Genomic DNA, 25307 nt, shown 5'->3' with positions numbered 1-25307 from the left:
ACCCTGCAACGGCCGCGGCATGTGGGCGCCGGTTGGTGCATGATCAACATTCAGAGTCCGCCAACCGAGGGTGATGTCACAGCAGCTCGCGCCGCAGCTGCTGCGCCGGCGTGAGGTACTGGCCCACCGCCAAGCGCAGGAAGATCCAGGCGCCGATGGCGGTGGCCACCGCCAGCATCAGCACCACCATGATCTGGTAGCGCACGGCCACCAGCGGCGAGGTGCCGGCCAGGATCTGGCCGGTCATCATGCCGGGCAGCTGCACCAGCCCCACGGTCATCATGCCGTTGAGGGTGGGGGTCAGGGCCGCCCGCAGCGCGGCGCGCACCAGCGGCTGCACGGCCTGCGCGCCGGAGAAACCCAGGACCAGCCGGGTCTCGACCTCGCCGGCGCGCAGGCGCAGGTCGCTCTGCAGCCGGTCGCCGGCCAGGGCCACGCTGCTCATCGCGTTGCCCAGGATCATGCCCGCCAGCGGAATGACGTACTGCGGCGAATACCAGGGGTGCACCTGTACCACCACGCCGATCACATAGCCCAGCGTCAGCACGGTCGACAGGGTGAGGGCCACCGCGGCGATGCCGTGGGCCCGCGGCAGCGGGGTTTTGAGGCGGCCCACCGCCGCGTACGTGGCCACGGCGGTCATGCCGACCAGGATCAGCGCCACCGCATACCAATGCGCAGCCGCAAACACCGCCGCCAGCACAAAGCCCACCCCGTAGAGCTGGGCCACGGTGCGCACCGCGCCGACGAGCAGGTCGCGCTCCAGCCCCAAGGCCTGGCGCAGCGACAAGGCCACCAGCACCGCGACAAACAGCAGGGCCAGCCCCAGCTGCCAGAGCGACAGCTCGATCACCCCGCCGCTCATGGCTGCACCGCCTCGCAGGGCACGACACCGGCCAGGAAGGCCCGCAGTCCATCGTCGGCCTGGGCGTCCGAGGCGTCCAGCACCGTCACCGGCACATAGGCCCGCACGCGGCCCTGCACCAGGTACAGCACCCAGCCGCCCAGGGCTCGAACGAACTCGGGCAGGTGGGTGACCGCCACCACGGTCAGGCCCCGGCGCGTGCGCAGGTCGGTGATCACTTCCACCACCCGGGCCGCGTTGGGCGGGTCCAGCGCCGAGGTGGGCTCGTCCAGCAGCAGCACCTCCGGGTCGCCCAGCAGGGCACGGGCGATGGTGACGCGCTGCTTCTCACCGCCGGAAAGCTGGGCGGCGTCGCGGTCCAGCAGCGCGGCGGCCAGGCCCACCTCATCCAGCGCCGCGGCCAGGCGGCTGTCGCTCAGGTCACAGGCCACGCCGGCCGGGCGCAGGCGCAGGTTGTCGCGCACCGTGCCCTCGAACAGCACCGGTGTCTGCATCACCATGGCGGCGCGGCGGCGCAGCTGGCGGGGGTCCAGGCGGCAGATGTCCTCGCCGCCCAGGCGGATCGTGCCGCTGCTGGGCTCCGACAGCCGGTTCAGGCAGCGCAGCAGGGTGGACTTGCCGGAGCCGGAGGGTCCGACCAGGGTCAGCACGCCGCCGCGCTCGACCTCGAAGCAGATGTCCTGCAGCACCGGGCGGACCGGCTGCTGGGGCCCGGCGGGCTGGCTGACCGCCAGGTGGTGGACCGCGATCAAGGGCGGGCTCATCGCCCCTCCCGTTCCAGCTCGGCCTGCTCGCGCCGCCGGTAGGCGCCCGGCGGCAGGCCGGTCCAGCGGCGGAAGGCGCGGTGGAAGGCGCTGGCATCGTGGAAACCCAGTTCCAGCGCCAGTTCGTCGATGCTGGCCTGGCTGCTGACCAGCCGGTCGATGGCCAGGTCGCTGCGCAAGCGGTCCTTCAACTGCTGGTAGCTGGTGCCCTCGGCCTCCAGCCGGCGCCGCAGCGTGGTCGGGTTGGTGCCCAGCTCGGCCGCCAGCTCTTCCAGCAGCGGCCAATGGGTCTCCCCGGCCTGGGTGGAGGCCTGGCGCAGGCGGCGGCGCAGACGCGCCGTCCAGCTGTCGTCGTTCTTGAAGCGCAGAAAGACCGACTGCGGCGCCGTGGCCAGAAAGGCCTTCAGGCTGTCAGCGTTCTGCACGATGGGCGCCTTGAGCAGCTCGGCATCGAACTGGATCGCGGTCACGGCCTGGTCGAAGGCCAGGTGCTCGCAGAACATGCGCGTGTACTCGTCGGCGTGGTCGGGACGGGGGTGGGCAAACGCCACCCGACGCAGCGCCAGGCGCCGGCCAATCAGCCAGCACAGCAGGCCATGGGTCAGCACCAGAAAGGTCTCGTCGGCAAAACGGCGGTCGGCCGGGTCGGCGATGCGGTTGCTCAGGCGCAGCTCGGCCCGGTCTCCCTGGACCTGCAGCTCGCCGGCCACCTGGTCCAGAAAGACCACGAACCCGCGCAGAATGCGCTTGAGCGCCCGCTCCATCGTCGTGCAGCTGATGACCGCCTGGCACAGCAGGGCATAGCTGCCCACCTTCATGGTGCGGCGGTCCAGCCCGAAGAACTCATCGTCCAGCTCGCGGCCCACGGCCAGCCAGAGGGTGGAAAAAGCCGCGGCCGGCACCCGCACATGGGCCATCCCCAGCCATTCGGCCGGGATGCCCGCCGTCGCCAGGGCGCGGCCCCGGGCCGCCGGCCCCAGCTTGGCCACCGCGGCGCGGACGAAATACATCGAGACCGTGTCCTTCTCGATGGGGAAACCGTCGTCTGCGCTACCGGGGGCCGTCATTTGGGCGGAATTATCGCCGTGCCCCTCAGGCGGGCGGCCCCGAGGGTGTCCAAAAACGCCAACGGGCTGGTCGGTGAGGTCATGGTGCCCACCCCCTCGGCTGCCTAAAGTCGCCCACCAGGAGACACAAGACCATGACCGAGCTGACCGCAGAGTTCAAGGCCCTGGCCAACTACCGCCCGCAGCACAAGGTGCGTTTCGTCACCGCTGCGTCGCTGTTCGATGGCCACGATGCATCCATCAACATCATGCGGCGCATCCTGCAGGGCATGGGCGCCGAGGTGATCCACCTGGGCCACAACCGCTCGGTGGAGGAGATCGTCACTGCCGCGCTGCAGGAGGACGCCCAGGGCATCGCCATCAGCTCCTACCAAGGCGGCCATGTCGAGTACTTCAAGTACGCGGTGGACCTGCTCAAGGCCCAGGGCGGCGAGCACATCCAGGTCTTCGGCGGCGGCGGCGGCGTGATCGTGCCGGCCGAGATCCGCGAGCTGCAGGCCTATGGCGTGGCCCGCATCTTCAGCCCCGAGGACGGCCAGCGCATGGGCCTGCAGGGCATGATCGGCGAGATGGTGATGCGCTGCGACCGGGAGCTGTCCTCCCTGGCCCCGCGCTCGCTGGACGCCCTCACCGGCCACGGCCCAGCCGCCTGGCGCGCCCTGGCCCAGCTCATCACCGCGCTGGAGAACCACCAGGCCGATGCGGCCCTGGTGGCCGAGCTGCACCAGCGCGCCGCCCAGGTGAAGACGCCCGTGCTGGGCATCACCGGCACCGGCGGCGCCGGCAAGTCCAGCCTGACCGACGAGCTGGTGCGCCGTTTCCGGCTGGACCAGGACGATGCGCTGCGCATCGCCGTCATCAGCATCGACCCCTCGCGCCGCAAGAGCGGCGGCGCCCTGCTGGGTGACCGCATCCGCATGAACGCCATCGGACCGTGGTCCCAGGGCCCGCGCGTCTACATGCGTTCGCTGGCCACCCGCGACACCGGCAGCGAGATCTCCGCCGCCCTGCCCGATGTGCTGGCCGCCACCAAGCTGGCCGGTTTTGATCTCATCATCGTCGAAACCTCCGGCATCGGCCAGGGTGACGCTGCCATCGTGCCGCATGTCAGTGTGCCCATGTACGTCATGACGCCGGAGTTCGGCGCCGCCAGCCAGCTCGAGAAGATCGACATGCTGGACTTCGCCGAGTTCGTGGCGATCAACAAGTTCGACCGCAAGGGCGCGCTGGACGCGCTGCGCGACGTGGCCAAGCAGGTGCAGCGCAACCGCGAGGCCTTCACCGAATCCACCGACGCCATGCCGGTCTTCGGCACCATGGCCAGCCGCTTCAACGACGACGGCGTGACCGCGCTGTACCAGGCCCTCAAGGCCCGCCTGGCCGGCCTGGGCCTGCCGGTGAGCGAGGGCCGCCTGCCCCGCGTGGCCACCCGCCACAGCACCCACCAGGTGCCCATCGTGCCGCCGGCCCGCACCCGCTACCTGGCCGAGATCGCCGGCGGCGTGCGCGGCTACAAGCAGACCGCCCGCGAGCAGGCCCGCCTGGCCCGCGAGGTGCAGCAGCTGCGCGCCGCCCGCCAGATGCTGTTGGCCGGCGCCCCCGAGGCCACCGACGCCGAGCGCCTGGCCGCCCTGGCCGAGGCCCGCGAGGCCCGCCTGCAGCCCGAGGCCCGCCAGTTGCTGGCCCAGTGGCCGGACATGCAGAAGGCCTATGCCGGCGCCGAGTACGTGGTGAAGATCCGTGACAAGGAGATCCGCACCGCGCTGACCCACACCACGCTGTCGGGCAACACCATCCGCAAGGTCGCCCTGCCCGGCTACGAGGACCACGGCGAGCTGCTGAAGTGGCTGATGCTGGAGAACGTGCCCGGCAGCTACCCCTACACCGCCGGCACCTTCGCCTTCAAGCGCGAGGGCGAGGACCCGACCCGCATGTTCGCCGGCGAGGGCGACGCCTTCCGCACCAACCGGCGCTTCAAGCTGGTCAGCGAGGGCATGCCCGCGCACCGCCTGTCCACCGCCTTCGATTCGGTCACGCTCTACGGCAACGACCCGGATCGGCGGCCCGACATCTACGGCAAGATCGGCAACTCCGGCGTCAGCATCGCCACGCTGGACGACATGAGGGTGCTGTACGACGGCTTCGACCTGTGCTGCCCGACCACCTCGGTGTCGATGACCATCAACGGCCCGGCGCCCACCCTCCTGGCGATGTTCATGAACACCGCCATCGACCAGCAGCTGGCCAAGTTCCGCGCCGACAACGGCCGCGAGCCCACGCCCACCGAGGCCGAGAAGATCCGCGAATGGGTGCTGGCCAACGTGCGCGGCACCGTGCAGGCCGACATCCTGAAGGAAGACCAGGGGCAGAACACCTGCATTTTCTCGACCGAATTCAGCCTGAAGGTGATGGGCGACATCGCCGAGCACTTCGTGCACCACGACGTGCGCAACTTCTACTCGGTGTCCATCAGCGGCTACCACATCGCCGAGGCCGGCGCGAACCCGATCAGCCAGCTGGCCTTCACGCTGGCCAATGGCTTCACCTATGTCGAGGCGTACCTGGCCCGCGGCATGCACATCGACGACTTCGCGCCCAACCTGAGCTTCTTCTTCAGCAACGGCATGGACCCGGAGTACACCGTGCTGGGCCGCGTCGCCCGCCGCATCTGGGCGGTGGCGATGAAGGAGAAGTACGGCGCCAACGAGCGCAGCCAGAAGCTCAAGTACCACATCCAGACCAGCGGTCGCAGCCTGCACGCGCAGGAGATCCAGTTCAACGACATCCGCACCACGCTGCAGGCGCTGATCGCCATCTACGACAACTGCAACTCGCTGCACACCAACGCCTTCGACGAGGCCATCACCACACCGACCGAGGACAGCGTGCGCCGCGCCATGGCCATCCAGCTGATCATCAACCGCGAGTGGGGCCTGGCCAAGAACGAGAACCCCAGCCAGGGCGCCTTCATCATCGACGAACTGACCGAGCTGGTGGAAGAGGCGGTGCTGGCCGAGTTCGAGAAGATCGCCGAGCGCGGCGGCGTGCTGGGCGCGATGGAGACGGGCTACCAGCGCAGCAAGATCCAGGAAGAGAGCATGCACTACGAGATGCTCAAGCACACCGGCGAGTACCCCATCATCGGCGTCAACACCTTCCGCCACCCCAAGGGCGACCCGGTGCCGGATCACATCGAGTTGGCCCGCTCCACCGAGGAGGAAAAGCAATCCCAGCTGCAGCGCCTGGCCGACTTCCAGGCCCGCCATGCCGACGAGGCCCCGGCCCTGCTGGCCCGGCTGCAGCAGGCGGTCATCGACAACACCAATGTGTTCAGTGTGTTGATGGACGCGGTACGCTGTTGTTCGCTGGGTCAGATCACCTCGGCCCTGTTCGAGGTCGGAGGACAGTACCGGCGCAGCATGTAACACCGCCGGCATCTGGCCGGCGCATCATCACAGACGGTTTTTTCGCATCGGGGCGCTCAGGCGCCCCACATCCGTTTCATCAACCCGAGGACTCAACATGAGCATTCAGCACATTGGCGTGATCGGCGCCGGCACCATGGGCAACGGCATCGCGCAGGCCTGCGCCGTGGCGGGCGTGCCGGTCACGATGGTGGACATCTCGGACGCGGCCGTGCAGCACGGCATCGCCACCATCACCAAGAGCCTGGACCGCCTGATCAAGAAGGAAAAGCTGACCGAAGCCCAGCGCGACGCCGCGCTGGCCCTGGTCAAGGGCAGCACCAGCTACGACGACCTCAAGGGCGCCGACCTGGTGATCGAGGCCGCCACCGAGAACCTGGAGCTCAAGCTGCGCATCCTGCGCCAGGTCGAAGGCCTGGTGGGTGACAGCACCGTCATCGCCTCCAACACCTCGTCCATCTCCATCACCCAGATGGCCGCCGTGCTGGCCAAGCCCGAGCGCGCCATCGGCCTGCACTTCTTCAACCCGGTGCCGATGATGGCCCTGGTGGAAGTGATCCGCGGCCTGCAGACCAACGACGCCACCCACGCCCTGGCCGTGGCCTTCGCCCAGCAACTGGGCAAGAGCCCGATCACGGTCAAGAACCAGCCGGGCTTCGTGGTCAACCGCATCCTGTGCCCGATGATCAACGAAGCCATCTTCGTGCTGGCCGAAGGCGCGGCCACCGCCGAGGACATCGACGCTGGCATGAAGCTGGGCTGCAACCACCCGATCGGCCCCTTGGCGCTGGCCGACATGATCGGGCTGGACACCATGCTGGCGATCATGAACGTCTTCTATGACGGCTTCAACGACCCGAAGTACCGCCCGGCCCCGCTGCTCAAGGAAATGGTCGCCGCCGGCCGCCTGGGCCGCAAGACCGGCCACGGCTTCTACCTGTACGCCTGAGCCACCCCACCCCTTTCTTTTCACCGCAACGACAAGCGAATAACCATGAGTGAATACATCGCCCCCCTGAAGGACATGCAGTTCGTGCTGCGCGAGCTGGCCGACCTCGACGCTGTGGCAGCCCTGCCCGGCAACGAGGAGGTCAATGCCGAGCTGGCCGACGCCATCCTGGAGGAGGCCGGCAAATTCGCCAACGGCGTGCTCTCGCCCATCAACGTGCCCGGCGACCGTGAAGGCGCGACCTGGAAGGACGGCGAGGTGAGCACCGCCCCGGGCTGGAAGCAGGCCTACAGCCAGTTCGTGGACGGCGGCTGGAACGCCCTGTCCTGCCCCACCGACTTCGGCGGCCAGGGCCTGCCCCACATCATCTCGGCCATGGTCGAGGAAATGTGGAACGCCTCCAACACCTCGTTCACGCTGTGCCCGATGCTGACGCGCGGCGCCATCGAGTCGCTGCAGCTGTGCGGCACGCCCGAGCAGAAGGCCATGTACCTGCCCAAGATGGTGACGGGCGAGTGGACCGGCTCGATGAACCTGACCGAGCCGCAGGCCGGCTCCGACCTGGCGGCCGTGCGCACCAAGGCCATCCCGCAGGGCGACGGCAGCTTCCGCATCCACGGCCAGAAGATCTTCATCACCTACGGCGAGCACGACCTCACCGACAACATCGTCCACCTGGTGCTGGCCCGCACGCCCACCGCGCCCGAAGGCGTGAAGGGCATCTCGCTGTTCGTGGTGCCGAAGTTCCTGGTCAACGCCGACGGCAGCCTGGGCGCGCGCAACGACGTGCGCTGTGTCTCGATCGAGCACAAGCTGGGCATCCACGCCAGCCCGACCTGCGTGTTGGCCTTCGGTGACAACGATGGCGCCATCGGCTGGCTGGTCGGTGAAGAGAACCGCGGCCTGGAGTACATGTTCATCATGATGAACGCCGCCCGCTACGGCGTGGGCCTGCAGGGCGTGGGCCTGTGCGAACGCGCCACGCAACGCGCGGTCGAATATGCCCGCACCCGCGTCCAGGGCGTGGAACAAGGCGCCAAGAGCCGTGACAAGGTGGCCATCATCCGCCACCCGGACGTGCGCCGCATGCTGATGCAGATGAAGTCGCGCACCGAAGCGCTGCGCGCCGTCGCCGGCGTGACCGCCGCGGCGATGGACATCGCCCACGCCCACCCGGACGCCGAAGTGCGCAAGGCGCAGCAGGCCTTCGTCGAACTGATGATCCCCATCGTCAAGGGCTGGAGCACCGAGACCTCGCTGCTGGTGACCTCGCTGGGCGTGCAGGTGCACGGCGGCATGGGCTTCATCGAAGAGACCGGCGCGGCGCAGCACATGCGTGATGCCCGCATCACCACCATCTACGAGGGCACCACCGGCATCCAGGCCGCCGACCTGATCGGCCGCAAGATCGCCCGCGATGGCGGCGCCACCATCGGCTTGGTGATCGCCCAGATGGAAGCCGTGCGCGCCGAGCTGGCTGCCAGCGACGACGCATCGCTGGCAGCCATCGGCACCTCGCTGGAAGCTGGCATTGCCGCGCTGAAGTCGGGCGTGGCCTTCATCCTGGCCCACCAGGGCGAAGCCATCCGCCAGGCCGCGATGGCCGCCGTGCCGATGCTGGAGCTGTTCGGCATCGTCACCGGTGGCTGGCAGATGGCCCGCGCCGCCCTGGTGGCTAAGCGTCAGCTGGCCGCGGGTGAAGGCGACGCGCCGTTCCTGCAGTCCAAGCTGCTGACCGCGCGCTTCTACGCCGACCATGTGCTGAGCGGCGCCTCGGGCCTGGCCTACACCGTGCTGAACGGTGCGGACGCCGCCCTGGCCATGGCCGACGAGCAGTTCTGATCGGCTTGCCGTGAGGAACGACGGCTTCCCGCAGCGCATCGTCTGCCTGACCGAGGAGCCGACCGAGGTGCTCTATGCCCTCGGTGAAGAAGGACGCATCGTGGGCATTTCCGGCTTCACGGTGCGTCCGCCCCGCGCGCGGCAGGACAAGCCGCGCGTCTCGGCCTTCACCAGCGCCAAGCTGGATGCCATCCTGGCCCTGCAGCCGGACCTGGCGATCGGTTTTTCCGACCTGCAGGCCGACATCGCACAGGCGCTCATCCAAGCCGGTGTCGAGGTCTGGATCAGCAACCACCGCTCGGTGCCGCAGATCCTGGCCTACATCCGCCGCCTGGGCGCCATGGTGGGCACGGCCGAGAAGGCCGACGCCTACGCGGCCACGCTGCAGGCCCGGCTGGACGCGGTGGCCGCCGACGCGGCCCGCCTGCCCCGCCGACCCAAGGTCTATTTCGAGGAATGGGACGAGCCCTCGATCTCGGCCATCCGCTGGGTCAGCGAGCTGATCGGCATCGCCGGCGGCGACGACATCTTCCCCGAGCGGGCCCGCGCCCCGCTGGGCCGCGACCGCATCGTGGCCGACCGCAACGAGGTGATCCGCGCCGCGCCGGATCTGATCATCGGCTCCTGGTGCGGCAAGAAGTTCCGCCCCGAGCAAGTGACCGCCCGGCCCGGCTGGGACACGATCCCGGCGGTGCGCCACGGCGCGCTGCACGAGATCAAATCGCCGCTGATCCTGCAGCCCGGCCCCGCCGCGCTGACCGACGGGCTGGACGCCCTGCACCGTTTCATCACCGCCTGGGCCGCGCGGCACGCCGCCGGCACCCTGGCCTGAATCCACCCCCGAGAAGAGGAGACAACCATGTTCAAGGCCCTGCTGCTGACCCGCAACGCGGACAAGAGCACCACCGCCACGCTGGCGGACCTGGCGGACGACGCCCTGCCCCCGGGCGATGTCACCGTGCGCGTGGCCTGGTCCACGCTGAACTACAAGGACGCGCTGGCCATCACCGGCCGCGGCGCCATCGTCAAGAGCTGGCCGATGGTGGCCGGCATCGATCTGGCCGGCACGGTGGAACAGAGCAGCGACCCGGCCTGGCAGCCCGGCGACGCGGTGGTGGTCAACAGCTGGGGCCTGAGCGAGACCCACTGGGGCGGCCTGGCGCAAAAGGCCCGCGTGGCGGCCGACTGGCTGCTGAAGGTGCCCGCCCCCTACAGCCTGCGCGACACCATGGCCATCGGCACGGCCGGCTACACCGCCGCCTTGTGCGTGCAGGCCCTGCTGCGCCACGGCCTGACGCCCGGGCAGGGCCCGGTGCTGGTGACCGGCGGCAGCGGTGGCGTGGGCTCGGTCGCCATCGTGCTGCTGGCCGGCCTGGGCTTCGAGGTGCACACCTCCAGCGGCCGCCCGGCACTGGCCGAGGGCCTGAAGGCGCTGGGCGCGGCCGAGGTGATCGACCGCGCCACCCTGGCCGCTCCCGGCAAGCCGCTGCAGAGCGAGCGCTGGGCCGGCGTGGTGGACACCGTCGGCAGCCACACGCTGGCCAACGCCTGCGCGGCCACGAAGTGGAATGGCGCCGTGGCCGCCTGCGGGCTGGCCGGTGGCGCGGACTTCCCCGCCACCGTGATGCCCTTCATCCTGCGCGGTGTCACTCTCTACGGCATCAACTGCGTCTATGTGCCCAACGAACGACGGGCCGAGGCCTGGGCCCTGCTGGCGCGCCATCTCTCGCCCGAGCGGCTGGCCGGCATGGTGCACACCATCGGCCTGTCCGAAACCATCACTGCCTCGGCCGAGCTGCTGGACGGCCGCCTGACGGCCAACCGCGTGGTGGTGGACGTCAACCGCTGAACTCGGCGCTCAGCGGTCCGCCGCGGGGGCTCCAGGGGTTCCCGGCAACAAGGCCTTGGCCGCCTCGATGCGCAGGGCCAGCGGCACCCGCGCGTCGCACATCACCGCCTGCAGGAAGGCGCGCGGGTCGGTGATCTCCGCCGCAGGCCCCACGCCGGGAGGCGTTGCGCTGGCCTGCACAGGGAACGGTTCCACGGTGTCCGCCTGCCCGGCCGGCGCCGCCGGGGCCAGCTGTGCCATCGCCTCCGCCCAGGCCGCGGGACTGATGGCACTCAGTCCCCGCAACAGGCCCGCCTGGGCCTCGTCACGCGGCGGGATGTCCAGCCAGGGCGTCTCGGCAAAGACCGGCGCCAGATCGGGTGAGACGAAGGCCGACCAGCACTCGCCGCCCGGCTGTTCGGCCGGGATGGGCGAGACATGCGCCACGCCCCCGGGCGCGGCCGCATCGGCCACCGGCCAGGCCCGCCACTGGCGGGCCGGCCCGTCCGGCAGGTAGCGGGCGACCAGCCCCTCCAGAAAGGCCCGCGCCTGCCCCAGGCTCACCGGCTGGGCCAGTGAGCACCAGAGCTGCAGCGCGTCGCGCCCGTTCACCGCCACCGCCGGCGCGGGCATGCCCAGCTCGGTCTGCAGCCCCTGCCACAGCGCCCCCAGGGCTGCCGTGTCCACCGGTGCGATGAGCTCCAGCACCAGGGCCCGGGTGCGACCCTGGGCATCCAGCAAGGTGCCGGGCAACGCCGGGCCAGGGGGGAACAGGAAGAGGCGGTGGAATTCGGTGTTCAGCGGGGACATGGCAGGAGGATGCAGCACCGGCAGGTGCCGGTCGGCCCCTAGCGTACATGCTGGTCGAGTTCGGCGCATCCGTCTCGTCATCCTGAATCAGGCGGACGTTGGCAGGCAATGCCGGCGGAAGGCCCTGGGGCAGCATGCCAAGATGCCTGCAGATGCGGCCGGCTGCCTGCTCCGTGTGGAACCCAGATGGCGGGCTTCCCCCGGCGTGGTGTGCATGCGCCCGCCAACCAGGGAAGAAGTGACTCCATGCACGATGTTTGGTACAGGCTGCAGCAGGCCTGTGAACGCCTGCGGCCCGATGTGCCGCGAGGGGGCCTGAACCCGCCGGCCCCTGAAGCACAGATCCGCACTGTGGAGGCCCTGGTGGGCTACCGGTTTCCGGACGATCTGCGCGAGGCCTATCGCCATTTCAACGGCTCCACCGGACGCGGTTTGTCAGCGGCTGAACGGTGCCCGCCGCTGTTGCTGGTGGTGGACTGGGCCGACCTGGATGCCTTGGCTCTGCGGTGGAGTGCCGATCGTCAGATGGCCGCCGATGTTCGGTGCGACGAGGACGAAGACGCTCCGTGGCGTCAGCCCTACCGGCCATTTTGGCGACATCCTGGCTGGCTGCCCATTGGTGTTGGCAGCACCGATCACTGCGTGTATGCGGATGTGGACCCTGCAGGCAGTGGGCAGGTGGGCCAGCTCCTGGACGACGACTTCGACGGTGCAGGGCGTGTGGTGGCACCCAGCCTGTCCGCCAGTCTGGAGCGCCTGCTCGACGCGTTGGATGATGGTCGGATGCGCTGGGATGAGGAGAAGGCAAACTGGGTGGATCGCAGTGGCGCCACGGTACGGCGCCTGGACGAGGCCACCGGACCCTGGCCACCCACGACAGCCACTCCGCGGCGGGGCGTTCGGCGGCGGCCGAAGCCGCCAGCAAGACCACGGCTGATGCCCGTGGCCCTGCCCGACACCTTTCCTACCGCGCGAGCGCAGATGCAGGCCTGGGCCGGCCCTTTGCCGGTCGACGGCAAGGGGCTGCCTCTGATCGGTGCCTCCTCCGCCCTGATCGAGCACGTCGAAACAGAGCTGGGTCACCACCTGCCACTGGAGGCCCGTGTCTGCTGGAGCGTGCTCGATGGTGCGAGACGCTTTCAGCACCTCGAATGGAAGAGTCTGCACGAGGTGTTGCAGCAACTCCGGTACTGGCGATCGTGGCTGGTGCTCCAGGCGCCGGCCAATGAGCACCCACGCCCGCCGGCTGGAGATGATCGCCTCCAGCCCGGACCGTGGCGCGCGGACTGGTTGCCCGTGGGTCAGCAGCTGCGCCACATCGTGTGCCTGGACTTTGACCCAGGGCCTGCGGGCACGCTGGGACAACTGATCGTGGTTGAGCGGCCCGGCGACGCCGAATGGGCGGGCCGTCCGCCTGAGGCCCCCCGGTGGATCGCCGCGGGCTTGATGCCGTGGCTGTGGCAGGTGACCACGGGCGCATCCAGCCCCGAAGGCTTTGAGAACACGGCCTCGGCGTTGCTGTGGCACAGCTTGTGTGGACCTGCGCCCGTCGCGAGACGGAAAAGGCAGCGCGCCTGGTCACCGGAGGGCTGGCAACCGGACCCGGAGATGCGTGGCCCCCAGCCCTTGCTTCCCAGGCGCTGGCATGTGCATCGTTCGACCACCGCGCTGAATGCACTGCGCTGTTTCGCCCACCTGACCGACCCCTGCCATGCGTCATCGCACGCCATCACCTGTGCCCGCCGATGGGCACGTGGCGGTGCCAACGCCCGTGGCCTGGTCGTGGCACCGATCGGCAGCGGAACAAGCAGCCTCTTGAAGGCCCTGGTGGCGGAGATGCGGGAAGCGCAGCGCCTGGACCCCTGTCTGCCCCTGCCCATCTACATCGACGCGCAGGACCATGCCGGCATCACGGACCTGTCCACGTTATGGCAGGCCGAAGCCCAGCGGCGCGGAGCCGATGCCACCGGACTGATGCGGGCGGCGGCAGCAGGCCAATGCGCGTTGATCCTCGACCACGTCGAGGCCTTGCTCGATGCGTGGCCGTTGCTGTGGACGGCGTTCGACCAGGAAGGTCCTTCCTCTCGCCTGCTGCTGGCATGCGCCAGCGAGGCCTTTGTCTCCATGCGCGAGTTGCAACGGGCCTCCAACGCCTTTCTCACCGCGGACCACCGCGGCGCCTTCCATGGGTGGCTGGCTGCGCCCGAGATGCAGCCATTCTCGCAAGGGACAGTCGCCCGAACATGTCGCCGCCTGGGCCATCGCATCGATCCTGCGGCGTCCTTGCTGGTCGAGGGAACAGGTGATCTCCCCCAACGCCTGGGTTACCTCGTCTTGAGCGCGCCTTGGTCCAGCGCAGCGCGCCAGGGAGGGGATGCCAACCGTGCGAATTCCCTGGAAACTTGGTGGGGGTATCTCGCCCAACGACAACGCCTCTGTGAGGAACAGCAATTCAAACAGCTCGTCACGCATGCGGTGGCCAGTCGCTGGCGGGGCGGCGAACCACTGCCGCCCGAATACCCTGCGGCCCTGCGGCCGTGGCTCTGCGCGGCACTGGGTATTCCGATGCAGGAAGACGAAGTCCACTTTGCAAGAGCGCTCAGCAACCTCCCTCTGCTGCTGGCCATGGAGCAGGGGGATGATGGAACCGTCGTCGACCTGCTGATGCACATCATGGCCGATGCGGACACAGGGAACCGCCCGTGCGCTCACACGCTGAGCGAGACCTGGCGCGCGCGCGGCCACACGACGGCATGGACGGGCGCCGCATCCCTGCTGCGCCACGAACAGCCCCCCGAGGTGGCAGGGTTTCTGCTGGCACTCGGCGCCGCCATGGCATCTGCTATGGCGGCAAGCTCAAGTCAGGGAGCCTGGCCGGATGATGAAGCGGTGGCGGCGCAGCTGCGCCAGACCCTGCCCTACCCCCTGCCCCTGGCGCGCACCGCCGGGGCTGATTTGTCGGGGCAAGATCTGCTGCGCCTGCACTTGCCGGGCGTCGACCTGAGAGGGGCTTGCCTGGACGGGGCCGACTTGGCAGGAGCCCATCTGCAAGATGCACGGCTGGATGGCGCGTCGATGCGTGCCACCCGGCTGGAAGGTGCCCTGCTCCACCGCGCCAGGCTGGACGGCGTTCTGGCCTCGGACGGGTGTTGGAGAGGTGCCAACTTCACCGATGCCTCCGCCGAAGGTTTGCTGGCCGAGCGATGCGACCTGCGGCAGCTGCAATGGAATCAGCGCTGGTCGGGTGCGCAATTCGTGGACTGCATCACCACGGACGGTGCGACACCGGCCACACATGAGCACCCGCCCTGTGAATGAGAGAAGGGTTACGGAGGCCCTGCGCAAAGGCACTTCCCACATGGCGAAGCCACGGCGCTCACCCCCGCCACCCCAGCACCCGCGCCGGCAGGAACAGCAGGGCGCGGATCAGCGCGAACAGGGCCTCGAAGGTGATGCCCACCAGGCGCAGCGGCAGGGTGATGAGCCACACCAGCGGCATGAGGAACAAGGCCAGCAGGGCCACGGGCCAGGCCAGCACGAACAGGATGCACCAGGCGACGAAGAGGGTCAGGGCTTTCATGGTGGCTCCTTGGGCAGCGGGGCGCTGGAACGTTCCAGACGACCGATGCCGCAGGATGGCGTGGCGCCAGCGCCCCGTCCAGTCCGCTGCGACGGACGGCGCACTTGGGGGGACAGCCTGCACTCACACGGTCCCTGCTGCCCTGCCGGCGACGGACCGGGACTCCTCCCGGCAGGCCAAGGTCCCCAAGGTGGGCAGACTCACGACGCGGCCGGCGGGGCGCCCAGCACGCCGAACTCAACCGGGGTCTTGGCGTAGAAGACGTTGGCCTGCGCCTCGGTCAGCTCGCGGGCCAGGGCCTCCCACTGCACCGGGGTCACCAGCAGCGTGACCTCCACAGGCTGGTCCGCGAGTTCAAAGAAGTGGGCCGAGTGCACGCGGCCACCCCGCCCGATGCCGTCCACCGCCGTGGCCAGCGTGGCACCGCCGATGCCCAAGCGCTGTGCGGTGTCCATCAGCCAACGGGCCATGGGCTGGTGGCCGTGCCGACGACCCTCGCCGGTGAAAAACGTGATCTGGAAACCGAGCGTGCTCATGTTCATGCTCCCGCGAAACGGAGGTGCCGGATCAGGCCCACGGTCCCAATGCCCAGCAAGGTCATCGTGATGCTGCCCGCCACATGCACCAGCACGGTCATCAGGGACCAGCCCAGACGCCCGGCCATCAGCTGGGTCACCACCTCAGCGGAAAAGGTGGAGAACGTGGTCAGCCCGCCCAGGAAACCGGTGACCACCAGCAGCCGCCATTCCGGCGGCAAGGTGGGGTGACTGGCGAAGAAGGCCACCGCCAGGCCGATCAGGTAGCCGCCCAGCAGATTGGCCGTCAGCGTGCCCGGCGGCAGCATCGGAAACAGCGCGTTGAGTTGATTGCCCAGCACCCAGCGCAGCAAGGCGCCCAGCGCCGCCCCCAGGCTGATGGCGATCACAGCAAGCATATTCGGTCACGTCCTTTCATCCAGTGAAGGGAAGGACGCCGCCACGCACCCCGCCCCGGAGATCGCGTAGGCATCATCAGCACGCCCTCCGGCCAGAGAGCGGCAGTTCAAGGAGGCATGCCATCTCCTCTGTGGAAAGCTTAGCAGATCGCAGCGGATGATCCCTGTGTGCATCGGTTCTGCGCCGCAGACTGATACCATACCCCCCTATTCCATCAGAAGCCACCCATGAGCCACACCGTTCGCGAGAAGTCCAAGCTGCTGGGGCGGGTGCGCCGCATCCGGGGCCAGGTGGAGGCGCTGGAGCGCGCGCTGGAGGCCGAGAAGGGCTGCGCCGAGGTGCTGCACCAGATCGCGGCGGTGCGCGGCGCGATGAACGGCCTGATGGCCGAGGTGCTGGAAGACCATGTGCGCTCCCACATCGCCGATCCGGCCATCACCAGCGACGCCGAACGCACCCAGGGCGCCGATGAGCTGATCGACGTGCTGCGCAGCTACCTGCGCTGAGCCCCCAGGAAGACCCATGCACACCGACAACCTCTCGCCCTGGACCCACGACCACGTCTTCGACTCCGGCAATGCGGCGGCCGAGCGCAGCACGCGGGTGGTGATGTGGATCACCGCGGCCACCATGGTGGTGGAGATCGCCGCCGGCGGGTGGTTCAACTCGATGGCCCTGCTGGCCGACGGCTGGCACATGAGCTCCCATGCGGTCGCGATCGGCCTCTCCGCCGCGGCCTACGCCCTGGCCCGGCGCCATGCGCGGGACCCGCGCTTCGCCTTCGGCACCTGGAAGATCGAGATCCTGGGCGGCTTTGCCAGCGCCATCTTCCTGCTGGGGGTGGCCGCGCTAATGATCGTCGGCTCGGTGGAGCGCCTCCTGAGCCCGCAGCCCATCCACTACCGCGAGGCCATCGTGGTGGCCATCCTCGGTCTGCTGGTGAACGTGGTGTGCGCGTTGATCCTGGGCCGGGCCGGGCATCCGCATGAACACGGTCATGCCCACGGCCATGGGCACGCGCACGACCACGGTTCTGCCCACGGGCACCACCACGACCTGAACCTGAAGTCCGCCTATGTGCACGTGCTGGCCGACACCGCCACCTCGGTGCTGGCCATCGCCGCCCTGGTGGGAGGCTGGCTCTGGGGCTGGTCCTGGCTGGACCCGGTGATGGGCCTGGTCGGTGCGGTGCTGGTGGGCGTCTGGGCCAAGGGCCTGGTGACGGACACCGGCAAGATCCTGCTGGACCGCGAGATGGACCACCCGGTGGTGGATGAGATCCGCGAGGTGATCGAGGCGGACGCCGGGGCCGGCGACACCAAGATCACCGACCTGCATGTCTGGCGGGTGGGTCAGAACGTCTATGCCTGTGCCGTCACCGTCGTGACGCACGACCCACTGTTGACAGCCGACCAGATCCGGGAACGCCTCTCGGTGCACGAGGAAGTGGTGCACGCCACGATCGAGATCCACCGCTGCCCGGGCTGACAAGCTTCTTTCAGCTGCACGCACCCATGACCTGTCCCCAAACTCGACAGGCACGCCAACAGCAGAAGTGGTGCTGATACTGGTTCTGGGTGAGGCGAAGTAAGGCGACTGGAAGCCTCTTTCCTTTGACGTCAAGGTGGGACCAATCCCTCGCGGCAGCGGGCCAGGGCGTCCACCACCGCCTGGAGGGCCCGGCCGCAGTCGTCACGGGTGAGCGCGCCGCCCAGGCACAGGCGGATGCCCTCGGGCGGCACACGGTCGGTGGAGAAGGCCTGGCTGGCCACCGCCGCCACGCCCAGCGGGCGCAGGGCTGCGGCCAGGTCGGCGCTGGGGCAGCGGCCGTCGTCGCGGTCCTGCAGCGGCAGCCACACATGGAAGCCCTGGGGATGGGTGCGTGCGCCCAGCCCTTCGAGCTGGCTGCGCGCGAACGCGCTGCGCCACTCGCATTCGGCGCGGATGGCCTCCAGCCAGGTCTGGCCCAGGCCGCTCTCCAGCCAGTGGGTCACCAGGCCCATGCTGACGGTGGAGGCCATGACCGTCATCGCCCGCAGGGCGCCGGCCAGGCGCTGGGTGGCCGCGGCGGTGGGGGCCAGCACATAGGCGTGGCGCAGGCCGGCGCCCAGCCACTTGGACATGCCGGTGATGTAGTAGGTCAGGCCGGGCGCGAAGTCGGCCAGCGGCGGCGGCACGGCCACCGGCAGCATGCCGTAGGCGTCGTCCTCGATGATCGGGATGCTGTAGCGCAGCGCGATGTCGGCCAGCTGCTCGCGCCGGCGCATCGGCAGCGACACCACGGTGGGGTTGTGCTGGTTGGGGCACACATACAGCGCCCCCACCGGCGTGGTCTTGCAGGCGGCCTCGAAGGCCTCGGGCAGCACGCCCTGTTCGTCCATCGGCAGCGGGTGCAGCTGCGTGCCCAGCTGGGCCGCGATGGCCTTCAGCCCGGGGTAGGCCAGGGCCTCCACGCACAGGCTCTGGCCCGGGCGGATCAGCAGGCTGACCAGGGCCGTCAGCGCGCTGTGGATGCCGGGGCAGACCAGCACCCGCTCGGCGCTGGCCTCCTGCAGCCACTGGCGCAGCCAGTGGGCCGCCACCTCGCGGTCCTGGGTGGAGCCGCCGAAGTCCTGGTAGCGCATCACGTCGTGCAGCGGCATCTGCGCCATCCACTGCGCCGCGGCCTCCTGCAGGCGCTGCTCGGCCGGGTGGCCCACCAGCTCCGGCGGCATGTTCATCGTCATCTCGGCGCCGGTGCCGCCGCGCAGCGGCAGGCCGATGAAGGAGCCGCGGGCGTAGGAGCCCAGGCCCGGGCGCGAGGCGATCAGGCCGCGCTCGCGCGCCTGGGCGAAGCCGCGCACCACCGTCGTGTAGTTCAGGCCCAGCACCTGGGCCAGGTCGCGCAGGGGCGGCAGGCGCTCGCGCGGGGCCAGGCGGCCGTTGCGCAAGTCCTCGGACAACAGCTCCGGGATCAGTTGGTAGGCGGGCAGCTCGCTGCTGCGCAGGCGGGGAATCCAGTGGGAAAACGGCATGCCATCGCGGGCGGTACGTCAGGTCCGGACGCGCCCCGCCAGTTTGCCCAATGTCAACGCCTTGCGGGGCCTTCACCCCAGCCCGACCGCGACCCCGCGCGGTGCGCGCCGGCCATTGATCGGGTGCATTGATCGCATGGGCGCCTGCCCGGCTTGGTGCGGCGCCGCCTTGCGCCCGCGCAAACCGGGCCGCGGCCCGGCCCCGGCCGCACCCGGCCCCCGCCCGGTTGATCGGCCATTGATCGCGCCGCCGCGCCGCCCGGCGGCACAGGCCTCGCAAGACAGGGTCCGTTGCCGCGTGGCCCGCCACCGCAGCGCCCTTCCTGCCCTCCCTCCCCTGAAAGGATTCCCATGCCCACCGTCACCTACCCGGCCCACCAGATCGGCGACTTCCTGGTCGACTACGAAGAGAAGGTCTTCGAGGACGTCAAGGCCGCGCCGGGCGAGAAGGCACTGGTCACCTTCCACACCGTGGCCTTCGAAGGCTCGATCGGCCTGGTCAACCTGCTGCAGGCCCTGCGGCTGCAGCGCAAGGGCTTCGAGACCTCCATCCTGCTCTATGGCCCGGGCGTGACCCTGGGTGTCAAGCGCGGCTTTCCCAAGCTGGGCGACGAGGCCTTCCCCGGCCACCAGAACTTCAACAAGCAGCTCGAACGCTTCATGGCCGAGGGCGGCAAGGTCTACGCCTGCCGCTTCGCGCTGCAGGCCCTGTACGGCCACGGCGAAGGCGCGCTGATCGAGGGCATCCGCCCGATCAACCCGCTGGACGTGCTGGACGTGGTGCTGCTGCACCGCCAGCAGAACGCCTTCATCCTGGACACCTGGACCCTCTGACACCCCGGAGCCCCCATGCCGGCATCCCACACCACGGTCCGGGCCGCCGCCGCCCAGATCGCCCCCGATCTGGACAGCGCCGACGGCACCCTGGCGCGCGTGCTCGAAACCATCGAGCAGGCGGCTCGCCAGGGGGTGGAGCTGATCGTCTTTCCCGAGACCTTCGTGCCCTACTACCCCTACTTCTCCTTCGTGCAGCCGCCGGTGCGGCAGGGGGCCGACCACCTGCTGCTGATGCAGCGCGCGCCCACCGTGCCCGGTCCGCTGACCGACGCGGTGGCCGCCGCGGCCCGGGCCGCCGGCATGGTGGTGGTGCTGGGCGTCAACGAGCGCGACCACGGCAGCCTCTACAACACCCAGCTGATCTTCGACGCCGATGGCCGGCTGCTGCAGAAGCGCCGCAAGATCACCCCCACCTACCATGAGCGCATGGTCTGGGGCCAGGGCGACGGCAGCGGCCTGGCCCCGGTGGACACCCGCGTGGGCCGGGTGGGCGCGCTGGCCTGCTGGGAGCACTACAACCCGCTGGCCCGCTACGCGCTGATGGCCCAGCACGAGCAGATCCACTGCGCGCAGTTCCCCGGCTCGCTGGTGGGGCCGATCTTCGCCGAGCAGATGGGCGTCACCCTCCGCCACCACGCGCTGGAATCGGGCTGCTTCGTTGTCAACGCCACCGGCTGGCTGCACGACGCCCAGATCCGCCAGATCATGCCCGACGAGGCCCTGCAGGGCGCCTTGCGCGGCGGCTGCCACACCGCCATCGTCTCGCCCGAGGGCAAGTACCTGGCCGAACCGCTGACCGAGGGCGAGGGCCTGGTGGTGGCCGAACTGGACTTCGCGCTGATCGACAAGCGCAAGCGGATGATGGATTCGGTGGGCCACTACGCCCGGCCCGAGCTGCTGAGCCTGGCCATCCGCCGCGACGCGGCCCATCCCCTGCGCGGCTACGACACCACGGCCGGGGCCGCCGATCCCCTCGACGCCTTCCCCCCTCTTGCCGCCACCGCCCCGGAGGCCCTGTGAACACGAATACCCAGCTGATGACCGAGCTGCAGACCCGCGGTCTGCGCCTGCAGGACCCGGGCGCCGGCGCCGCCAGCCGCCGCGGCGGCGCCGGGCCGTCCGACCACAAGGCCGTGGTGGTGGACGGCGTGACCCTGATGGTGCCGGTGCACACCCACGGCGCCTTCGACTCGCCCTTCGTGGCCGAGGCGCCCGGGCCCGATGGCCGCAGCCAGCTGCGCCACGGCAGCATCCCCATCACGCAGATCGAGTTCGCCCGCACGCCGCGCTTCTACAGCGGCCAGACGGCCGACGGCATTCCCTACAGCCACATCGCCACGCTGCACGGGCGCGACGTGCTGGCCACCACCGTGCTGCAGACCTGCATCCGCTACGAAAGCCGGCGCAAGGCCTGCCGCTTCTGCGCCATCGGCCAGTCGCTGGCGGCCGGCCGCACCATCGCCCGCAAGACCCCGGCCCAGCTGGCCGAGGTGGCGCGTGCCGCGGTGGCATTGGACGGCGTACGCCACATGGTGATGACCACCGGCACGCCGCCCACGCCCGACCGCGGCGCCCTGCTGCTGTGCGAAAGCGCCCAGGCGGTCAAGGCCGCGGTGGACCTGCCGCTGCAGGCCCAGTGCGAGCCGCCCGACACCGACGCCTGGTTCCAACGCCTGAAGGATGCCGGCGTGGACACCCTGGGCATGCACCTGGAGGTGGTGGGCGAGGCCCTGCGCCAGCAGCTGCTGCCCGGCAAGGCCGAGGTGCCGCTGGCCCGCTACTGGGACGCCTTCGCCGCCGCGGTGGACGTGTTCGGGCGGGGCCAGGTCAGCACCTACCTGCTGGCCGGCCTGGGCGACAGCGTGGACACCCTGCTGGCCACCAGCGAGCGCCTGCTGGCCCTGGGCGTCTACCCCTTCGTCGTGCCCTTCGTGCCCATCAGCGGCACCCCGCTGGAGGACCACCCCGCCCCCAGCGCCGACTTCATGCGCGCGGTGCTGGCCCCGCTGGGCGCCATGGTGCGCACCGCCGGGCTGCGCGCGGGCGACATCAAGGCCGGCTGCGGGCGCTGCGCGGCCTGCTCCACGCTGGCCGTGTTCGAGGACACACCCAGCCCCGCTCCCCTGGCCTGCTGAGGGACCGCCCATGTTCATCGCCGCCGATCACCGCCCCGCGCCCGCCCCATTGCCGATCTGGTGCGAGCTGCCGCTGGACTACCGCCCCACCGAGGTCCGCGTCCAGTGGGCCAGCAACCCCTGGATGCAGGCCCAGGCCCTGCGCCTGCGCCGCGAGGTCTTCTGCACCGAGCAGGGCGTGTTCCAGGGTGACGACCTCGACGCCATCGACGCGCGGCCCGGCACCCGGCTGCTGGTGGCCTGCGCCGACCTGGCCGGCCTGCCCGACGAGGTGGTGGGCACGGTGCGCATCCACCCCGAGGGCGAAGGGCTGTGGTGGGGCTCGCGCCTGGCGGTGGCCGCGGCCTGGCGCCGCCATGGCCAGTTGGGCAGCGGGCTGATCCGCCTGGCCGTGGGCAGTGCCCATGCCCTGGGCTGCACCCGCTTTCTGGCCCATGTGCAGCCGCAGAACGAGGCCCTGTTCCGCCGCCTGCACTGGCAGACCCTGGACGAGGTGCAGATCCACGGCCTCCCGCACCGGCTGATGCAGGCCAACCTGGCCCACTACCCACCCTGCCACACCCCCTGGGCCGGCCTGGTGCTGGCGCAGCGGAGCTGGCCGTGAACGACATGCGCGCCCCAAGCCCCCGGCTGGCGCCCCTGCTGCAGGCCCTGCGCCAAGGCCGTGGCTTTGCCCACAAGCGCGACATCGCCCAGGTGCTGGCCCGGCTGCCGGAGAGCCTGGCCCCGGCCTGGACCGGCAGCGGGCCGACCGGGCTGTCGACGAGTGTGCCCAACGGCGACGACTGCGCCGTCCTGCCCCAGGCCGACGGCAGCCACCTGCTGCTGGCCATCGAGGGCCTGATGCCCGACTTCGTGCAGCGGCAGCCCTGGTTCGCCGGCTACAGCGCGGTGCTGGTCAACCTGAGCGACGTGGCCGCCATGGGCGGGCGCCCATTGGCGGTGGTGGACGCGCTGTGGAGCGCCGAGCCGGCCACCGCCGAGGCCCTGCTCGACGGCATGCGCGCGGCCTGTCAACGCTACGGCGTGCCGCTGCTGGGCGGCCACAGCAACCTGCGCGCGCCCAGCGCCCAGCTGGCGGTGGCGGTGCTGGGGCGGGCCCAGCGCCTGATCTCCAGCTTCGCGGCCCGGCCGGGCGACCGCCTGCTGATGGCGGTGGACCTGCGCGGCCACTGGATGGGGGACCAGCCCTTCTGGAACGCCAGCACCGAGGCCCCGCCGGCACGGCTGCAGGCCGACCTGGCCCTGCTGGCCGAGCTGGCCGAGGCCGGGCTGTGCCAGGCCGGCAAGGACATCAGCATGGCCGGCGTGCTGGGCACGCTGCTGATGCTGCTGGAATGCTCCCGCCAGGGCGCGCAGCTGCAGCTCGACGCCCTGCCCCACCCGCCCGCCGAGGCCGGCTGGCCGGGCTGGGCCGCCACCGGCCCCGAGGCCCAGGCCGCCCAGCTGCGCTGGCTGAGCGCCTTTCCCAGCCATGGCTTCGTGCTGGCGGTGGCGCCCGAACAGGCGGCCGAGGTCATCGCCCGCTTCCAGGCCCGCGAGCTGGCCTGCGCCGACATCGGTCAGGTGCGGGCCGGCACGGCGGTGGACGTCACCCTGGGCGAGGGCGCCCAGGCCGAGCACGCCCGCCTGTGGGACTTCGCCAGCGAAGGCTTTCTGCAGCCGCAGCCCCGCTCCGCGGGGGCGGGAAGCGCGCCATGAGCGTGTCCCCGCGCATCGCCCTGCTGATGCACTCGGTGCTGCCGCGCGGCGGCGTGGTCCACACGCTGGAACTGGCCGGCGCGCTGGCGGCCGCCGGCACGGCGGTGGACGTGCTGGCCCCGGTGGAGCCCGGGCAGGCGCTGTTCCGCCCGCTGCCACCCGGCGTGGGCTGGGTGCCCCTGGCCGTGCCCGCACCCAGCGCCGCGGGGCTGGCCGAACAGGTGGGCCAGCGCATCGACGCGCTGGTGCAGGCCCTGCCCGGCGCCCTGCAGCGGGGTGGCTACGCTCTGCTGCATGCGCAGGACAGCCTGAACGGCCAGGCCCTGGCCCGTCTGGCCCCGGCGCAACCCTGGCTGCGCACGGTGCACCATCTGGACGACTTCAGCGACCCGCGCCTGGCCGCCTGGCAGGACGGCGCCTGGCGCGCCGCCAGCGCCGTGTGCTGTGTCAGCGATCTGTGGGCCCGGCAGCTGCGCGCCCTGGCCGGGCCGGAGGGCCCGCCGGTGCACCGCGTCTTCAATGGCGTGGCCCTGGACCGTTTCCACCCCGGCCCGGTGGCCGGCGACGCGGCGCTGCTGCGCCAGCACCTGCCCGAGGGGCGCTGGGTGGACGAGGCCCCCTTCATCCTGGCCGTGGGTGGGGTGGAGGCGCGCAAGAACAGCACCCGGCTGCTGCAGGCCTTCGCCCGGCTGCGCCAGCAGCCCCGCTTCCACCGCGCCCGTCTGGTGCTGGCCGGCGGCGCCAGCCTGCTCTCACACGGCGCCGAGCAGGCCCGCTGGCGGGCCGCCCTGGACGAGGCTGGGCTGGCCGAGGGCCCGCAGCAGCCCGTCTGGCGCACCGGCCCGCTGCCCGACGCGCTGCTGCCCGCGCTGATGCGCCGGGCCCGGCTGCTGGCCATGCCCTCGCTGAACGAGGGCTTCGGCCTGGTGGCGCTGGAGGCCCTGGCCTGTGGCACGCCGGTGCTGGTGTCGCGGCGCGCGCCCTTCACCGAGCACCTGGCCGGCAGCCCCGGCGTGTCCTGGTGCGAGCCCGAAGACCTGGCCAGTCTGAGCCAAGGCCTGGCCAGCGCCTGGCATGCGCCACGCCTGAGCGTCGCGCCGCCGGTCTGCCAGCGCCTGGCCTGGCGCCGCAGCGCACTGGCTCACCAGACGATCCATGCCCAAGTGCTGGCCAGCCGCCCGTCCCCCTGCGACCCGGAAACTTCCCTGTCCACCACCCTTGCCTGAGGCCCTCACATGCCCGCCATGCACTACACCCTGCGCTGGCCCGATGCCAGCGAAACCACCGCCTACTCGCCCTCGCTCATCATCCAGGACTACTTCGAGCCCGGCCGGGCCTACCGGCTGGACGACTTCGCCCAGCGCCTGCAGGCGGCCACCGCCATCGCCAACGATCGGGTGCAGGCCAAGTTCGGTTTCGTCTGCTCGCGGGCCAACGACCAGCAGGCCACGCTGCTGGCGCGCATCGCGCAGTTCGCCCAGCAGCCCCAGGCCGAGGTGACGGTGCTGGCCTTCGGCCCGGCAGACTGAGCGCTACAGAGACAAGGCGCGGCCGC

The 25307-nt window shown here is 70.6% G+C and carries 23 protein-coding genes and 1 riboswitch; of the genes, 15 read left to right on the top strand and 8 right to left on the bottom strand.

Features of this window, described 5'->3' with window-relative positions; genetic code table 11:
- Window positions 1-76: 76 nt before the first annotated feature.
- The 3 genes from KGA65_RS04825 to KGA65_RS04815 are packed head-to-tail and all read right to left on the bottom strand — an operon-like array spanning window position 77 to window position 2696.
- Window positions 77-865 (bottom strand): ABC transporter permease, encoded by a 789-nt coding sequence (locus KGA65_RS04825; protein WP_225862000.1) that lies wholly within the window; start codon window positions 863-865, stop codon window positions 77-79.
- Window positions 862-1629 carry an ABC transporter ATP-binding protein gene (locus KGA65_RS04820; protein ID WP_225861999.1) on the bottom strand — a complete coding sequence of 256 codons (768 nt, stop codon included), beginning with the start codon at window positions 1627-1629 and terminating at the stop codon, window positions 862-864. Before KGA65_RS04820 ends, KGA65_RS04825 begins: the two co-directional genes overlap by 4 nt.
- Window positions 1626-2696, bottom strand: coding sequence for an AraC family transcriptional regulator (locus KGA65_RS04815; RefSeq protein ID WP_225861998.1), 1071 nt, complete (start codon window positions 2694-2696; stop codon window positions 1626-1628). Before KGA65_RS04815 ends, KGA65_RS04820 begins: the two co-directional genes overlap by 4 nt.
- A 134-nt stretch (window positions 2697-2830) precedes the next feature.
- Here KGA65_RS04815 and icmF point away from each other — a divergent pair, with 134 nt between their 5' ends.
- The 5 genes from icmF (at window position 2831) to acuI (ending at window position 10761) form a co-directional block, all read left to right on the top strand.
- Window positions 2831-6121 (top strand): fused isobutyryl-CoA mutase/GTPase IcmF, encoded by a 3291-nt coding sequence (icmF, locus tag KGA65_RS04810; RefSeq protein ID WP_225861997.1) that lies wholly within the window; start codon window positions 2831-2833, stop codon window positions 6119-6121.
- 97 nt (window positions 6122-6218) lie between these two features.
- Window positions 6219-7070: a 3-hydroxybutyryl-CoA dehydrogenase gene (locus tag KGA65_RS04805; protein WP_225861996.1), complete on the top strand. Its 852-nt coding sequence runs from the start codon at window positions 6219-6221 to the stop codon at window positions 7068-7070.
- A 45-nt stretch (window positions 7071-7115) separates the two neighbouring features.
- Window positions 7116-8912 (top strand): acyl-CoA dehydrogenase, encoded by a 1797-nt coding sequence (locus KGA65_RS04800; RefSeq protein WP_225861995.1) that lies wholly within the window; start codon window positions 7116-7118, stop codon window positions 8910-8912.
- 10 nt (window positions 8913-8922) lie between these two features.
- Window positions 8923-9744: a cobalamin-binding protein gene (locus KGA65_RS04795; protein WP_225861994.1), complete on the top strand. Its 822-nt coding sequence runs from the start codon at window positions 8923-8925 to the stop codon at window positions 9742-9744.
- Between the two features lie 27 nt (window positions 9745-9771).
- Entirely contained in the window at window positions 9772-10761 is a 990-nt protein-coding gene (acuI, locus tag KGA65_RS04790; RefSeq protein WP_225861993.1) for an acrylyl-CoA reductase (NADPH), read from the top strand.
- 9 nt (window positions 10762-10770) lie between these two features.
- On the opposite strand, the gene KGA65_RS04785 is transcribed toward acuI, so the two are convergent.
- Window positions 10771-11550: a hypothetical protein gene (locus tag KGA65_RS04785; protein WP_225861992.1), complete on the bottom strand. Its 780-nt coding sequence runs from the start codon at window positions 11548-11550 to the stop codon at window positions 10771-10773.
- 246 nt (window positions 11551-11796) lie between these two features.
- Here KGA65_RS04785 and KGA65_RS04780 point away from each other — a divergent pair, with 246 nt between their 5' ends.
- Window positions 11797-14868 carry an SMI1/KNR4 family protein gene (locus tag KGA65_RS04780; protein WP_225861991.1) on the top strand — a complete coding sequence of 1024 codons (3072 nt, stop codon included), beginning with the start codon at window positions 11797-11799 and terminating at the stop codon, window positions 14866-14868.
- 58 nt (window positions 14869-14926) lie between these two features.
- Here KGA65_RS04780 and KGA65_RS04775 read toward each other — a convergent pair whose 3' ends face one another.
- The 3 genes from KGA65_RS04775 to crcB form a co-directional block, all read right to left on the bottom strand.
- Window positions 14927-15130 (bottom strand): hypothetical protein, encoded by a 204-nt coding sequence (locus tag KGA65_RS04775; RefSeq protein WP_151122366.1) that lies wholly within the window; start codon window positions 15128-15130, stop codon window positions 14927-14929.
- Between the two features lie 200 nt (window positions 15131-15330).
- On the bottom strand, window positions 15331-15666 hold the full coding sequence (locus KGA65_RS04770; RefSeq protein WP_225861990.1) for a DUF190 domain-containing protein: 336 nt from the start codon (window positions 15664-15666) through the stop codon (window positions 15331-15333).
- Between the two features lie 2 nt (window positions 15667-15668).
- Window positions 15669-16064 (bottom strand): fluoride efflux transporter CrcB, encoded by a 396-nt coding sequence (gene crcB / locus KGA65_RS04765; RefSeq protein ID WP_225861989.1) that lies wholly within the window; start codon window positions 16062-16064, stop codon window positions 15669-15671.
- Between the two features lie 60 nt (window positions 16065-16124).
- A riboswitch (Fluoride riboswitch) is annotated at window positions 16125-16201 on the bottom strand.
- A 91-nt stretch (window positions 16202-16292) separates the two neighbouring features.
- On the opposite strand from crcB, the gene KGA65_RS04760 reads away from it, so the two are divergent.
- Both KGA65_RS04760 and dmeF read left to right on the top strand, forming a co-directional pair.
- Window positions 16293-16571, top strand: a complete 279-nt coding sequence (locus KGA65_RS04760) for a metal/formaldehyde-sensitive transcriptional repressor (protein ID WP_225861988.1) — start codon at window positions 16293-16295, stop codon at window positions 16569-16571.
- Between the two features lie 16 nt (window positions 16572-16587).
- Window positions 16588-17553, top strand: coding sequence for a CDF family Co(II)/Ni(II) efflux transporter DmeF (gene dmeF / locus KGA65_RS04755; protein ID WP_225861987.1), 966 nt, complete (start codon window positions 16588-16590; stop codon window positions 17551-17553).
- Between the two features lie 131 nt (window positions 17554-17684).
- Here dmeF and KGA65_RS04750 read toward each other — a convergent pair whose 3' ends face one another.
- Window positions 17685-19079: an aminotransferase-like domain-containing protein gene (locus tag KGA65_RS04750; protein ID WP_225861986.1), complete on the bottom strand. Its 1395-nt coding sequence runs from the start codon at window positions 19077-19079 to the stop codon at window positions 17685-17687.
- A gap of 351 nt (window positions 19080-19430) precedes the next feature.
- On the opposite strand from KGA65_RS04750, the gene KGA65_RS04745 reads away from it, so the two are divergent.
- The 7 genes from KGA65_RS04745 to KGA65_RS04715 are packed head-to-tail and all read left to right on the top strand — an operon-like array spanning window position 19431 to window position 25281.
- Complete coding sequence (locus KGA65_RS04745; RefSeq protein WP_022980187.1) at window positions 19431-19913, top strand: MSMEG_0572/Sll0783 family nitrogen starvation response protein; 483 nt, start codon at window positions 19431-19433, stop codon at window positions 19911-19913.
- 15 nt (window positions 19914-19928) lie between these two features.
- The gene (locus KGA65_RS04740) at window positions 19929-20936 is read left to right on the top strand and encodes a Nit6803 family nitrilase (protein ID WP_225861985.1); all 1008 of its coding nucleotides are present in this window, start codon (window positions 19929-19931) and stop codon (window positions 20934-20936) included.
- Window positions 20937-20953: 17 nt separating this feature from the next.
- A complete protein-coding gene (locus KGA65_RS04735; RefSeq protein ID WP_225862186.1) occupies window positions 20954-22051 on the top strand; it encodes an MSMEG_0568 family radical SAM protein in 1098 nt (365 codons plus the stop codon).
- A gap of 10 nt (window positions 22052-22061) precedes the next feature.
- On the top strand, window positions 22062-22655 hold the full coding sequence (locus KGA65_RS04730) for an MSMEG_0567/Sll0786 family nitrogen starvation N-acetyltransferase (RefSeq protein ID WP_225861984.1): 594 nt from the start codon (window positions 22062-22064) through the stop codon (window positions 22653-22655).
- Between the two features lie 5 nt (window positions 22656-22660).
- Window positions 22661-23752 carry a sll0787 family AIR synthase-like protein gene (locus KGA65_RS04725; protein WP_225862185.1) on the top strand — a complete coding sequence of 364 codons (1092 nt, stop codon included), beginning with the start codon at window positions 22661-22663 and terminating at the stop codon, window positions 23750-23752.
- Window positions 23749-24978, top strand: coding sequence for an MSMEG_0565 family glycosyltransferase (locus KGA65_RS04720; RefSeq protein WP_225861983.1), 1230 nt, complete (start codon window positions 23749-23751; stop codon window positions 24976-24978). Before KGA65_RS04725 ends, KGA65_RS04720 begins: the two co-directional genes overlap by 4 nt.
- Window positions 24979-24987: 9 nt before the next feature.
- Complete coding sequence (locus tag KGA65_RS04715) at window positions 24988-25281, top strand: MSMEG_0570 family nitrogen starvation response protein (protein WP_225861982.1); 294 nt, start codon at window positions 24988-24990, stop codon at window positions 25279-25281.
- Window positions 25282-25307: the final 26 nt, after the last annotated feature.

Source organism: Ideonella benzenivorans (genome assembly GCF_020387415.1).
Lineage (GTDB): Bacteria > Pseudomonadota > Gammaproteobacteria > Burkholderiales > Burkholderiaceae_C > Ideonella > Ideonella benzenivorans.
Note: the sequence above shows the minus strand (reverse complement) of the source record. Positions and strands in the feature narration are given on the sequence as shown.